Origin of the sequence: Paenibacillus foliorum, from assembly GCF_013141765.1 — a bacterium.
GTDB classification, from domain to species: domain Bacteria; phylum Bacillota; class Bacilli; order Paenibacillales; family NBRC-103111; genus Paenibacillus_S; species Paenibacillus_S foliorum.
Genome location: NZ_WHOD01000082.1, coordinates 21,907 through 35,856 on the forward strand (window position 1 = coordinate 21,907; position 13,950 = coordinate 35,856).

The window sequence follows — 13,950 nt, forward strand, 5'->3', positions numbered from 1 at the left end:
GAGCGACTGCGATCTAACTGTAAGTTTTCTTGAAACACTTTTATGTTATAAAATACAGTCCTACAAAGGAGCCCAAACTTATGGCTAGACAAATGGATTGGCAGGGAACTCCGGCTTACATACTGGAAAACGATCAATTAATCGTATCCATTTGCCCTGCTATTGGTAACAATGTTTACAGCATTTGGGACAAAAAACTTCAGCGTGAATTGCTTCGCACACCTGAAAGTTCTGCTGCATTGGCAGAACAATTTGTTCAGTACGGCACTCCGATTCTAATGCCGCCTAATCGGATTCGCAAAGGAAATTTCCAGTTTGACAACCGAAATTACCAATTCGACATCACACAGGTTAATACAGGCAACCATATCCACGGAGTGGTCAGACAGCAGCCTTGGACGGTAACTCAGGCTGGTGAGACGGAAGACGGCAAGCTGTTCATAACATCCTCATTCAATTTGTCCGATGATGCTAATGTACAGCGCCAGTACCCTCATGCAGTGGAATTGGAGATCACTTATGTGCTTGATGGCAGTAATCTCAGTCACTCGTTGAAAGCTACCAATAAAGGTGAGGAAACCGCCCCTTTCGGCTATGGCCTGCATACATGGTTTTTGTTGGACGGCAAGCCGGAAAGCTGGAAGCTGCAGCTTCCAGTTAGTGGAATTTGGGAGTTGGATGAGCAGAATATCCCAACAGGTGAGATCGTTCCATTAGGACGCTATGAAGCCTTGATCGAGGGAGATTCTCTGAACGGACATGACATGGATACCGTTTTCCAAATTGGAGACAATCCATGCATCGCCATTCTATCCAGAGATGACGTCGAGATACGTTATAGCGGCTCCGAGCTCTTTAAGCAGTGGGTTATCTACACTAAGGGCGAAGCCCATGATTTCATTTGTTTGGAGCCCTATACTTGGGTCACCAATGCCCCAAATATTGATCAGCCAGCAGAAGTAACAGGTGTTCGCGGAATCCAGCCGGGAGATACTTTGGAGCTGGAAGTTGCCTTAAAGATTGTTTATAAAACGCTCTGAACCAGCTGTAGCTGACACAAGTAATTGCATCTTCAACAACAATAACAACCTTGGCAGCATGCCAAGGTTGTTATTTGTTAGGCCTGGCTATAAATAGCCCTGGCATCCCCCCTCTAAACCATCATTCCGCTCGTAGGCTGCCCTACTATTCCCTGTCCATTAATTTGCTCATTGAAATAGCTCTATAATCCATTGACGTTCCAAGCATCTTTATCGCAAAAGTGAATCGTTTGACTACAATTGAAAAGTGATGATAAGATATCGGTACATTATAATGAACTAATTTCACTATTTAATATAGAAGCTCAGGGGAATGGATGGGACTTGAATGGACAGAAAATATTGGGTGCCGGCACTAGAAAAAGCGCACGCAGTCACTCGGCTTGTGGCAGAAGAGCCTGGCCAACTGAAGCTGACGGATTTATGCAAACGGCTCGAAATTAGCAAAAGCTCCATGTTCTCGCTGCTGCAAACCATGGAAGCTCTCCATTGGCTGGCCCGCGACCGCTCCGATACTTACACTCTCGGCATGCATTTTGGAATGATGGGCAGCGCCTTCTTCCGGCAGTTCGATTTAATTGATGCCTTCCGCAAGGAAGCTCCAGCTTATATGCGAGAGGTTAATGAATCGATACAGCTGGCAAGCTTGGAGGGTAAAGAGATTGTCTACATGGCCAAAGAAGCGGCCCCTTCTCTTGTTCAGATGGTATCGGGTCCAGGAACGCGGCTGCCAGCCCACGCGACGGGGCTCGGCAAAATGCTGTTATCCGCCCTCGATGAAACTCAACTCGGGCTGCTTTATACGGAGGACTCCTTGTCAAGCTTGACTCCGTTTACATTAAGGACTAAGCAGGAGCTGCTCAAGCAATTGGCTGCCATACGGCAACAAGGCTATGCCCTTGACCTTCAGGAAGGGGTTATGGGCTTCAATTGTATTGCAGTGCCCATCTACCAATCAGGCAATAAGATGATAGCAGCAATCAGCTTCTCTATGCCTTTGCATAATTGGGAGGAGAAGCGTGAACAAGCTCTGAAGCTCATCCTCAGCTTGGCAAACAAGCTCTCCTTCAGCACGAATGCTGCAAGCGAGAACAACTAATTCACAAAGAGCTCTCACGTTTGTACTTAGAAACTTGAGGGCTTTTTTTCTACGGTACACGACTTCAACTACGGCGTAACCCCCACACACTAGCTCCTTCCAACGCGCAAACGTAGATTATAAACCACACGGACCCCACTTAAGACTTTATTGTTCTCTCTACGGCTCAGCTGCTATCCCAAAAACATTCTTACCTTTATATTGACCCTGCATATTGAAGGTGATATGATTATTTCATAATTTTACTGAACCAAGTTCATTATATTGAACTTATACTAATAAAGGGAGCTGATGAGCCGATGAAATTCGCCCGTTATCAGGAAAAACAAACTGGCTTAATAAAAAGCGCTGTCCTGAGGGAGCAAACCCTGTATGAAATCGAAGGCAATCTGTTTAACGGCCGGACCTATTCCGGTCCCTCCAACCATTTAAGTAATGTAACCCTGCTCCCTCCACTGGAGCCTCGTTCAGTTATTGGAGTCGGAAGTAATTACATAGTACCAGGAGGCGTTAAACCGGAGCAGCCTCCGCAGATTCCTGTATTTTTCTATAAACCTGTTAGCTCGGTCATCGCTTCTGAAGAACCTATCGTCATTCCTTCCGGCATAGAGGAAGTTAAGTTCGAATCGGAGCTGGCGGTAATTATCGGCAAAACTGCGCGCCATGTTTCTGAGCAGGACGCATTGGATTACGTATTCGGCTACACCATAGCTAACGATGTGACAGCTCCGCAATTTTTTCATCCTAATGGTCATTGGATGGTAGGTAAATCATTCGATTCCTTCACACCTCTCGGTCCGTATATTGAAACGGAGCTTCCGTTGGATTCGATACGAGTTCAAGCCGTTCACAACGGAATTAAGAAGCAGGACAGCGGCATTGATTTAATTATTTTAAACGTCCCTTTCCTCATCTCTTACCTATCCCGCGTTATGACTCTGCAGCCAGGTGACGTTATATTATCCGGTTCACCATCAGGTGCTGAATTTATGAGAAAAGGCGACGAAATCTCTTGCATCATTGAAGAAATCGGCATTTTGTACAACCCTGTTGTTAACGCTTAAAGCTTGACTTGGAAATCAAGTAATGTAACCTTCATAAAACCGACTTGAGAGGGTGTTAATTCGATGCGCGTTGAAATAAAAGGAAAATTAAACCCAGCATTTCAGGAAATTTTGACTCCAGAAGCATTGGAATTTGTAGCCAGCCTACAGCGTAAGTTCGGCCCAATTCGTAAGGAATTGCTGCAAAAGAGAGCGGAAAGACAAGCGAAAATCGATGCAGGAGAGCTGCCTGATTTTCTTGCTGAAACCGCAGCTATCCGCTCAGGTGACTGGACAGTAGCCAAGGTGCCGCAGGATTTGCAGGACCGTAGAGTCGAGATCACCGGACCTGCCGGGGACCGGAAGATGGTTATCAATGCGCTCAATTCCGGAGCAAAAGTGTTTATGCCTGATTTTGAAGATGCTAACTCTCCGACTTGGGAGAATTCTGTACAAGGTCAAATCAATCTACGCGATGCCATACTCCGTTCGATTGACTTTGTCAGCCCTGAGGGGAAGACCTACAAGCTGAATGATGAGGTTGCTGTGCTGATTGCAAGACCCCGTGGCTGGCATTTGGAAGAAAAGCATCTGCAGCTAGACGGTCAACCGGTTTCGGCCAGTTTATTTGATTTCGGTTTGTACTTTTTTCATAATGCGAAGCAGCTATTGAATAACGGCAGCGGTCCTTACTTCTACCTTCCGAAGCTGGAAAGCCATCTGGAAGCCCGCTTGTGGAATGATGTTTTCGTATATGCCCAACAAGCGCTAGGTGTTCCGCAAGGAAGCATCAAAGTTACGGTATTGATCGAAACTATTCTTGGTTCGTTTGAAATGGACGAAATATTGTATGAGCTTCGCGAGCATATTGCAGCATTGAACTGCGGACGCTGGGACTACATTTTCAGCTACATCAAGAAGCTTCGCAACCAGCCTGATGTCATTTTGCCGGATCGGGGTTTAGTTACTATGACCTCCCCGTTCATGAAGGCTTACTCCCTTCTGGCTATCCAAACCTGCCATAAACGTGCTGCACATTGCATTGGCGGTATGGCTGCGCAAATCCCTATTAAGAACAATCCGGCAGCTAACGAAGAAGCCATGAATAAAGTACATGCCGACAAGCTGCGCGAAGCAAGCAATGGCCACGACGGAACATGGGTTGCCCATCCCGGTCTGGTTCCTATTGCCTTGAAAGTATTTAATGAAATCATGCCGCAACCTAATCAGGTCGGCAAGCAGTTGAACGACGTGGTAATTACAGCAGCCGATTTGTTAGAGGTACCTACCGGTCCGATTACAGAAACTGGATTACGACTTAACGTAAGCGTGGGCATTCAATATGTGGAAGCTTGGCTGAGAGGCAATGGCGCAGTTCCTATCAACAACCTCATGGAGGATGCGGCAACTGCGGAAATTTCACGTGCTCAAGTGTGGCAATGGATTCGACATCCGAAGGGTGTGCTGGAGGACGGGAGAAAAGTGACCGTTGAGCTATTCGAGCAAATTCTTCAAGAGGAGCTTGAGAGCATCAAGCAGGCTTGGGGAGAGGATGCTTTCAATAAAGGCAAGTTCGAGCTGGCCAGCAGCTTGTTTGCCAAGATGACCACAGACTCGGAATTCGTAGATTTCCTTACGCTGCCGGGATATCGATACTTGTAATGCAATTCTTCCTTTTAATTATAGCCTCTGTCTATGGTTCGGCACTAAGCCGTCCTATGGATGGAGGCTTTTTTTGGGCATATAACGGATGTGCATTTATCAAAAGAATTTCCATGTGGTGACATAGTTATCAAATGAACATCCCTAAAGGAAATGCAGATTGTCATCCCCTCAGGCGCCTGCTTATACTGAAGCCACATTCGTTGATTCCTTGTCAGCTCCATACACTCTTCACAGATTTTGCAACAAAAGGGCATCGGGTATCTTCAAAGGAAATAACAGCAAATACTTGAACTTTGGGGGGAGAACATGAAAGAAACGATTGAGACGCTCATTATAGGAGCAACCTTCACTGGAATTGGCTTAGCTCACAGATTAGGACATCAAGAAGCGCTGCTTGTGGAACGAACAACCTTGGTTGGTCATGAATTTATTAACTGTTATCGAACAGGCACAAGCTGGAGCCGACTGCCGGAACATCAGCTTACCCGAGATTTCCAGCAGGAGCTGCTGGTGAGACAGCTGCTGACTTCTGACGGTAAGGTTCATTTGGGTGGTATCCCTCCTATCCTGTATAAGCTTTTACTCAAAGCCGGTCTATCGGAAGCTGTCCAATTTATGACGGAGCTCATAGAAATTAAGAAGCAGGCAGATGGTTATGACGTAACATTATTCGATGTGAGTGGTATCCGGACAATACGCGCACATCGGATCGTCGACACAACATCCGATTGCAGATCTGCACCAGGCAGATTTCCCGCTAAGGCCAAGTCGATTAGTGCAGTGCTGCATCATGTTAAACCAGCAGGTGGACAGCTTATACCGGATGTATTAGATAACCGTATGACCGCAGGCGCCTTTGCATCTGAGGCTTACCTACAGCTGCCGCTTCCCGCTTCTGCCGATTGGACCGGGGCGAGACAGACATTGCACAATGTTTGGAAGGATAGACCTGAGGAGCTGAAGGGCTGGACCATCGCTGCTGTTGCGGACGAATTTACCGTTACACCGACGAGCCGCTTCGAGGAGCTGAAAGAAGGCTGGGTGTGGCTCCCCTCCTGTGCTTATGACAACCCGCTGGTTGCAATGGATGCAGGCTATGCATATGGAAAAGGAGGCTACCGACATGATGTTGTACCAACGTGAGCAAGGAAATGTGATAACCAAGCCATCAGAAAGCACAGCCTTCATTCAGACTTATGACGTTATTGTAGTAGGACTGGGCACAGCGGGCGCTATTGCTGCTATTACCGCCGCCAGGAATGGACTGCGCGTGCTTGGACTGGAACGTCTAACCGCAATGGGCGGCGCAGGCACAGTCGGTGCGATTGTAGGGTATTATTACGGCTCAAAGGGTGGTCTGTTTGAGGAAATAGATACTGAAGTACATCATTTGGACTCCGTTGGCTATACAAAAGCCGGAGGCATAAATGCCGAGCTAAAGAAATATGTACTGGATCAGCACGCCTTGGACGCAGGCGTAAGCCTGAAATTTGAGAGTACCGTGATCGGGGTATACATGGAGGGCGCTGCCGCGCAGGGCGTCAGATGGATCGGCCCCTGCGGAGTCGAGGAGGCCCGGTGCCATATATTGATCGATGCGTCAGGAGATGCAGAGATAACAACGATGATCGGAGCTGCCAGCAAGATGGGGCGAGCTATCGATGGCAAGGTTCAGCCTTATTCTAATCCTGTTATAAGCATACAGAACGAAGCGGTCCGTGTTTTCTACACTGACTCCGGGTATGTCGATCAAACGAATGCAAGCGATCTGAGTCAAGCTATTATCCGTTCTGCCTGCATGGCTACCCATCTGCCTGATCGTTTCGAGGAATCATGTAAATTCCTTAAGCTTGCCCCGCAACTGGGAATTCGCGAAGGAAGATTCATCGAAGGAGAGGAGCAGGTTACCTTTGCGAATGTGCTGGAGGACCGACTGTCCGATCAACCCTTGTTTTACGCTTATTCCAATATTGATAACCATGGTAAAGACATTGCTTTCGAAAGCGAGCTGCAGCAGGATTGGGCCGTAGCTGCAAGCATGTGGGGCATTACGATGTCCGTTCCTATTCCACTTGGGGCCATCATTCCCAAAGGTTATGACAATGTCATGGTTGCAGGCCGCTCCTTGGCCATTGACCATGATCTGGCTGCTTGCGTGCGGATGAAGCGCGATATGCAAAAATGCGGTGAAGCCGCAGCGCTAGCCGCGTTAGTTGCTATTCAGGATCAGCTGCCCTTACGCGATATCCCCTACGCGCGCCTGAAGCCGCTGCTGCTGAGAAATGGATGTCTGCGCCCTTCCAATCACGTCCGATTCAAGGAGAGCCTGTCCACTCAGGACGATAGCATTACTTCCTTCGGTTGGCTTACTAAACACGAGGAAATTCATGAGGGATTGCGAAGCCTTAAGCCGGGTATCGCAATCTGGTCATCCAAAAGAATAGGCGCTGCGATCAATGCCACTTTGAGAGGATGGATGTCTCAGCAGGATGATGAGCATTTGCGCAAAAACAGTGCCTTTGCTCTGGCGCTGCAAGGAGATGCCTCAGCCATCCCTGTACTGAGAGAAATGATGCGGGAACGGGACACATTCGTACCCCAAACAAGCCGTAAATACAATCAAGTACGCGGCTATGCCTCCATATACATGCTTGGTAAGCTCAAGGATACAGAAATTGTGACCGAGCTGCTGGACATTATGCTGAACCGGGAGCAGTTTGTAAATCTCTCTACAGATGTAGAGTTTATTAATCATAATGATGAATACTTTTTCCAATACTTCTCCTTCTCCCTTATGGCATTATTCCGTATAGCGGAGCAGCATCCAGAGATTAGGAAGTCTATAGCAGAGGTTATCGTCCCCCTAGTCCAAGACCCTGAATTCTCTATCATGGTCACCTTGAAGCCAACCAAAGACCTGAACTTCGACATGGCGGAAACCGTTCGCAGCATTGTGCTTGAGCAATTAGAAAGATGGCAGACGGAGGCTGTACACAGCTAACTTATTCAGCTCCAAACCAGACATTGTCATGAATTGCAAAGCCTGAGTAGACATTGAATATCGCATTCCAAGTATACCTAAGTATACTTAGAAGAAGGCCTGTATAAAGAAGAAGATAATCAGGGAGGTCTCGAACTTGAAACGAAAAATTGGAATCTATACGGTCCTTGTGGCTTTAACAGGAAGCCTGCTTAGCGGATGCTCAGCCTCTAATCAAACAGACTCTGCAGCAGACAAAGCACAGCAACCATCGAAAGGCCCGGTTAAGCTCACTTATTGGGTTGCGATGCCTGCCGATGCCGCTCGCTCCTTGAAAAGCTTCAGTGAAGCTTTGGTCTATCAAGAAATGGAAAAACGTACAGGCATAAAAGTGGATTTTCAACACCCAGCAGTCGGCAGTGAGAACGAGCAATTTAATCTTATGATCGCCTCCGGTAATCTTCCTGACATCATTGAGAGTGATTTCACCAAATATCCGGGAGGTCCTGAGAAAGCGATTTCGGATAAAGTGCTGATCAAATTGAATGAAATTATAGACAAAAATGCTCCCAACTTAAAAAAATTCTTAGATGAGCATCCCAGCTTCAAGAAAGAAATTGTGACCGACGACGGCAGCATCTATGTCTTTCCTGGCATCGGAATCGGCAACAACGCCGTATCCAGCGGTCTAGTCCTGCGCAAAGATTGGCTTACTGACTTAGGCTTAACCGTACCTGAAACTATAGATGAATGGACGAATGTACTGCGGCAGTTCAAGGAAAAGAAAGGCAGCAAAGCTCCATTTACGATCCGTCTATCTGACTTCAATAAAGAGCTGTTTAATGGCGCATATGGTATTGGGTGGGAGTTTTATCAGGACAATGGGAAAATTAAATACGGTCCTTATGAAGCTGCTTATAAAGATTATTTGACTCAATTGAATGCTTGGTATAAGGAAGGTCTGATTGACCCTGACTTCGCTACTCAGGATGCCAAGTCCCTGGATGCCAAAATAACGAATAATACTGCAGGCGCCCTTACTGCGGCGGTCGGCGGCGGAATAGGCAAATATTTGAACGCCATGCAGAGTAAAGATCCGAAATATGATTTGGTCGGAGCTCCCTATCCCGTGCTTCGTAAAGGCGATGAGCCTAAATTCATCAACAAGCCATATGAATACCGCGGTGGCGGCAGCGCAGGAATAACGCCCTCCAATAAGCATGCTGCTGAAACGGCCAAATGGTTGGATACCTTCTATTCCAATGAAGGCCATATGTTGAAATCATTCGGCGTGGAAGGCCAAACCTACAATATGGTGAATGGATATCCTAAATATTCAGAACTGATTACTAACAATCCAGATAAGCTATCTATAGGCGAAGCGATGTCCAAATATTTGCGTGTCGCCCAACCTTCACCTGGACTTGTCGGGGATGATCGCTATGCCGATCAATATTTTGCTCTTAAGCAGCAGAAGGAAGCTTCCGCCATCTTCAGCAAGCACCAGAAGAATGCAGATGCAATATTGCTGCCACGCATATCCCAATCACCGGAAGAAGCCGGTGAATTATCTTCCATTATGGCTGAAATCAATACGTACCAAAGCGAAATGTTCCTGAAATTCGTCATGGGCGCCGAGCCTCTTAGCCAATTTGATAAATATAAAAACCAATTGAAAAATCTCAAAATTGAACGCGCCATCGCCCTCAAGCAAGCTGCAATGGAGCGCTATAACAAACGTAAATAGAAGGCATGTGGCAGGGCGACCGCACCGGATGCCCTGCCAGCTTGTTTTCAAGATATTTGGGGGTGAACCTGACATTATGAGAAGTTTGCGGCTTGACTACAGAAAGCATAAGTATTTATACCTGATGATTTTCCCCGTATTGCTTTATTATGTATTGTTCCACTATGTGCCGATGTATGGGGCGCTTATCGCCTTTAAGGATTACCGGGTCGCACAAGGCTTTATGGACAGTCCATGGGTTGGATTCAAGCATTTCCAAAGCTTCTTCGACAGCTACTATTTCGTACGCCTGCTCAAAAATACTTTGCTGCTGAATGTATACCAGCTGTTGTTTGCATTCCCGGCTCCTATTCTATTCGCACTGCTGATCAATGAAATAGGAGGCCGTTACTTCAAACGCATGGTTCAGACCATTACTTATCTGCCTCACTTTATTTCCCTTATTATCGTATGCGGAATGATCACTCAATTCGTCGCGAGAGAAGGCGTCATTACCGATCTGCTGGTTTGGTTCGGCATGGAACGCACGGCACTGCTCGCACATCCAGAATACTTCCGCACCGTCTACATCGCATCGGATATTTGGCAAAGTGTCGGCTGGGGCTCAATCATATATTTAGCGGCTATTACCGGCATTAACCCTGAGCTATATGAAGCTGCCAAAATCGATGGAGCTAACCGTTGGAAACAGACCTTGAATATTTCACTGCCCGGGATTGCACCTATCATCATCATCTTATTTATCCTGAAAATCGGCCATATGCTCGATATCGGTTTTGAAAAAATTATTCTGCTCTATAATCCAAACACCTACGTCACCGCCGATGTTATCAATACCTTCGTTTACCGCAAGGGTCTTGGCTCTTCGTTCGAGTTCAGCTATGCGACAGCCGTTGGCTTGTTCCAATCCGCAGTCAATTTCTTGCTGCTGATTGTAGCAAATAAAATAAGCCGTAAGCTTAGCGAAAGCAGCCTATGGTAAGGAGGATGACCTATCTTGAACACCATTCGTAAAAGCACCGGAGAAGTGACGTTCTCGGTTATTAATACCTTATTCATGCTGCTGATGGTTGCCATTACACTATATCCCTTTGTTTACGTGCTAATGTCTTCCTTCAGCGATTCCAGGTTGCTTATGTCACATAACGGAGTTCTACTCTGGCCGCAAGGGTTTACCGTTGAAGCTTATAAGCTTGTATTTCAGAATCCAAACATTATCAGAGGCTATAGCAACACCTTAATTATTGTTGCACTCGGCACGCTGCTGAACTTAGTATTAACCTGCATGGGAGCCTACGTGCTATCTCGTAAAGGGGTGCCTTGGACAAACAAAATAATGCTTCTGATTGTGTTTACGATGTTTTTCTCAGGAGGCATGATTCCTTCTTATCTATTGGTAAATAACTGGCTGCATCTTGGCAATAATCTGCTTGCTCTGATTATACCCGGCCTGATCTCAACCTGGAATTTGATCATTCTCCGCACATCCTTCGGCTCGATCCCTGAAAGTCTCGTTGAATCGGCTAAAATGGATGGAGCACAGGATTTTACGATACTGTTTCGTGTTGTGATCCCATTGTCCATGCCTGTCATTGCAGTTATGATCCTATTTTATGGAGTGAGTCATTGGAATGCCTGGTTTTCAGCTATGCTGTATTTGCGGGATAGAGATTTGTTTCCGCTTCAGCTGATTCTACGGGAAATTTTGATCCAAAACAGCACCGATTATATGACCAGTCAATCCTCTGCCGGAGAGGTGGAAGCAGTCGGCGAAAGCATCAAATATGCGACGATTATGGTAGCCACGCTGCCCATTCTATTCATCTATCCCTTTATGCAGAAATACTTTGTAAAAGGTGTTATGATTGGGTCTATAAAAGGATAATGCATAGAACTACGGAGAGTGGTAGCAGTGAACGGTCGAATAACTAACAGTGTGATGAATAGATGGCTTCGCTCATACGCTCTGGTGCTGCTGATTCCCATTGTGATGATGCTGGTGGTATATTTCCAAACGAAACAAGTGATCGAGGACGAAATTAACCGAGCTAATACAGCCTTGCTCTCACAGCTTCAACAAGATATCGACGGTCATATAGATTACACCTACCGCCTTAGCGAGATGATTGCGTTTAACCCCAAAATACGTCAATTGATGCGAACGCCCGAGAATCTTGAAGCTGAGGACCGGATTACTATGGTGCAAGCTCTTACTGATTTCAAGGTATATAACAATACCAACCGGTATGTCGATCACTTCTATGTATATTTTCGGACTGGCGGCTTTGTATTGACGGAGACCTCCTATTATGACACACCCATGTATTATGATCTCATGCTCTCCTCATCCGGTTTGGCTTTGGAAGAATGGAAGCGATTCCTTGAGCAGAAGTACAGGGGACAGTTTTTCAATATGCAGGAAGTAGAGGGGCAAGCAGCAGCTGGTATCCTATTCGCTCAATCATTACCCATTGATGAACGGAATACACCGCTCGCTACTTTGGTCATTGAATTAAATGAAGAACGCCTGCTGTCGGCTATTCAGAACATTCAATCTTATAATCAAGGCAAGGTTTATATTGTCGATGGATCGAACCAAATTCTTGCCTCCTCTGAAAAAAAGAAACAAGGACCGCGCAGCTTTGACCAATTGAACGGAGATCTTGGAGTCGTTCACAGCAGGTGGGACAATGAAAATGTGGTCATTTCCTATATTCAATCCAATCGGACCAATTGGAAATATGTTTACGTCCTCCCATCCCGCCTGTATAGCGAGAAAGCCGAGTATGTCCGCAATTTAACCCTTCTTACCCTTTTCATTGCTTTACTCATAGGTACCGTACTTGCCGTACTGCTGGCTAGGCGTAATTATTATCCGCTCCGGCAGCTTGTCCGTGCATTAGCTGAACGCTCTAAGCTGGACCCGCACTCAGCTCTCAATGAATACGATTATATCGAAGAAGCCATAGAAAACACCATGGACCGTAACAATGAAATGAATCAGATGCTCGAAAAGCAAAAAAATGTGCTGCGTTCGAGTCTGTTCGTCCGACTGCTGAAAGGAAGAATCCAGCATGATTTTCCAGTTCAGCAGGTTATGTCGGAATACAAGGTAGCCTTTCGTTCGGAGGACTTCACGGTTCTTTTGTTCTATTTGGAGGATTTCAGCGGCTTTTTCCGTCAGGATGAAACGGACGCTGAGAAGAAACGTGAATTCGTTCGACTGATTGTTTCCAACATCGTGGAAGAATTGACCTGTCAGCAGCATCAAGGCTGGATGGTGGAAATCGACGAAATGCTGGCCTGCATCGTCAATTTTAAGTCAGGCACGGGGCCTGAGGATGCCAAGCAGGATTTAGTGAGAATTGCCGAGGAAGCGCAGCGTTTCATCGGCACCCGGTTTCACATCTATTTCACCGCAGCAGTCAGCACTCTGCATAGATCAGTCGCGGAGCTTCCGGCCGCTTATCAGGAAGCATTGGAAGCGATGGAATATAAGATGCTGCTCGGAACGCAGACGATCATTTTCTATGACCAAATCAAGAATCAAGGGATGTCGTACGTGTATCCTATGGAGAAAGAACAGCAGTTGATCAATTATGTCAAAGCAGGCGAATTTGATCAGGCCAAGGGAGTTTTGGACGAGGTCATCCATTTCAACTTGTCGGAGGTTAACCTTTCCATAGAGATGGTCCGGTGCCTGATGTTCGATATGATAAGCACGATGATGAAAGCAGCTATTGAGGTCAATTTAGGCCAGTCCGAGCTGTATGAAGAGAACATGAAGGCTATCCAAGATCTTATGAACGGCGTTACCGTATCTGCTATGAAGGATCGAATGACCGTTTTCTTACGAAAAGTTTGCGGACATGTAGAATCTAAGAAGAAGAGCCACAATTTCCGACTCAAGGAGGACATCCTCGACTTCATCAACGATCAGTATCGTGATCACAATCTTTCAGTAAATACAATCTCGGAACGCTTCGGAATTCATCCCTCCTACCTATCCCGTTATTTCAAGGAGCAGGTTGGTGACACATTGACCGACTATCTCAATAAGCTTCGTGTCGAGAAATCCAAGCTGCTGCTGCTAAACGACGAAATATTCATCAAAGATATATGCGATCTGGTTGGCTTTTACAGCATCAGTACCTTTATTCGTCTGTTCAAAAAATACGAGGGCGTGACTCCAAGCTCTTATCGTGAAAGCAGTAAATACTAATAAGAAAAGCCTGAGGCTTCGCCTCAGGTTCCTTTTTGTCTGCGATCGTTATGCCCCCCTCATGGTGCTCAACGTTTATGCCAGTTGTATACACCAAATATTTCTAAATAATAATTATTCAAAGTTTTCATATATGAGAAGGAAAACAGTTCAA

The 13,950-nt window shown here is 46.2% G+C and carries 10 protein-coding genes; all 10 read left to right on the forward strand.

Annotation, left to right across the window (positions count from 1 at the left end):
• Positions 1-80 precede the first annotated feature (80 nt).
• Positions 81-1,040, forward strand: a complete 960-nt coding sequence (locus tag GC093_RS21705) for an aldose 1-epimerase (RefSeq protein ID WP_171654005.1) — start codon at positions 81-83, stop codon at positions 1,038-1,040.
• A 328-nt stretch (positions 1,041-1,368) separates the two neighbouring features.
• Positions 1,369-2,139, forward strand: a complete 771-nt coding sequence (locus tag GC093_RS21710; protein ID WP_171654006.1) for an IclR family transcriptional regulator — start codon at positions 1,369-1,371, stop codon at positions 2,137-2,139.
• A 299-nt stretch (positions 2,140-2,438) separates the two neighbouring features.
• Positions 2,439-3,203, forward strand: a complete 765-nt coding sequence (locus tag GC093_RS21715; protein ID WP_171654007.1) for a fumarylacetoacetate hydrolase family protein — start codon at positions 2,439-2,441, stop codon at positions 3,201-3,203.
• A gap of 63 nt (positions 3,204-3,266) precedes the next feature.
• The gene (aceB, locus tag GC093_RS21720; RefSeq protein WP_171654008.1) at positions 3,267-4,844 is read left to right on the forward strand and encodes a malate synthase A; all 1,578 of its coding nucleotides are present in this window, start codon (positions 3,267-3,269) and stop codon (positions 4,842-4,844) included.
• 309 nt (positions 4,845-5,153) lie between these two features.
• Entirely contained in the window at positions 5,154-5,990 is an 837-nt protein-coding gene (locus tag GC093_RS21725; protein ID WP_171654009.1) for an FAD-dependent oxidoreductase, read from the forward strand.
• Positions 5,971-7,848, forward strand: a complete 1,878-nt coding sequence (locus GC093_RS21730; RefSeq protein ID WP_171654010.1) for an FAD-dependent oxidoreductase — start codon at positions 5,971-5,973, stop codon at positions 7,846-7,848. The genes GC093_RS21725 and GC093_RS21730 overlap by 20 nt, the downstream gene beginning before the upstream one ends.
• 136 nt (positions 7,849-7,984) lie before the next feature.
• Positions 7,985-9,574 (forward strand): type 2 periplasmic-binding domain-containing protein, encoded by a 1,590-nt coding sequence (locus GC093_RS21735; protein ID WP_171654011.1) that lies wholly within the window; start codon positions 7,985-7,987, stop codon positions 9,572-9,574.
• Positions 9,575-9,650: 76 nt separating this feature from the next.
• Complete coding sequence (locus tag GC093_RS21740; RefSeq protein WP_246315003.1) at positions 9,651-10,556, forward strand: ABC transporter permease; 906 nt, start codon at positions 9,651-9,653, stop codon at positions 10,554-10,556.
• Positions 10,557-10,631: 75 nt separating this feature from the next.
• Positions 10,632-11,459: a carbohydrate ABC transporter permease gene (locus GC093_RS21745; RefSeq protein ID WP_171654123.1), complete on the forward strand. Its 828-nt coding sequence runs from the start codon at positions 10,632-10,634 to the stop codon at positions 11,457-11,459.
• Positions 11,460-11,513: 54 nt separating this feature from the next.
• The gene (locus GC093_RS21750) at positions 11,514-13,796 is read left to right on the forward strand and encodes a helix-turn-helix domain-containing protein (RefSeq protein ID WP_171654012.1); all 2,283 of its coding nucleotides are present in this window, start codon (positions 11,514-11,516) and stop codon (positions 13,794-13,796) included.
• Positions 13,797-13,950: the final 154 nt, after the last annotated feature.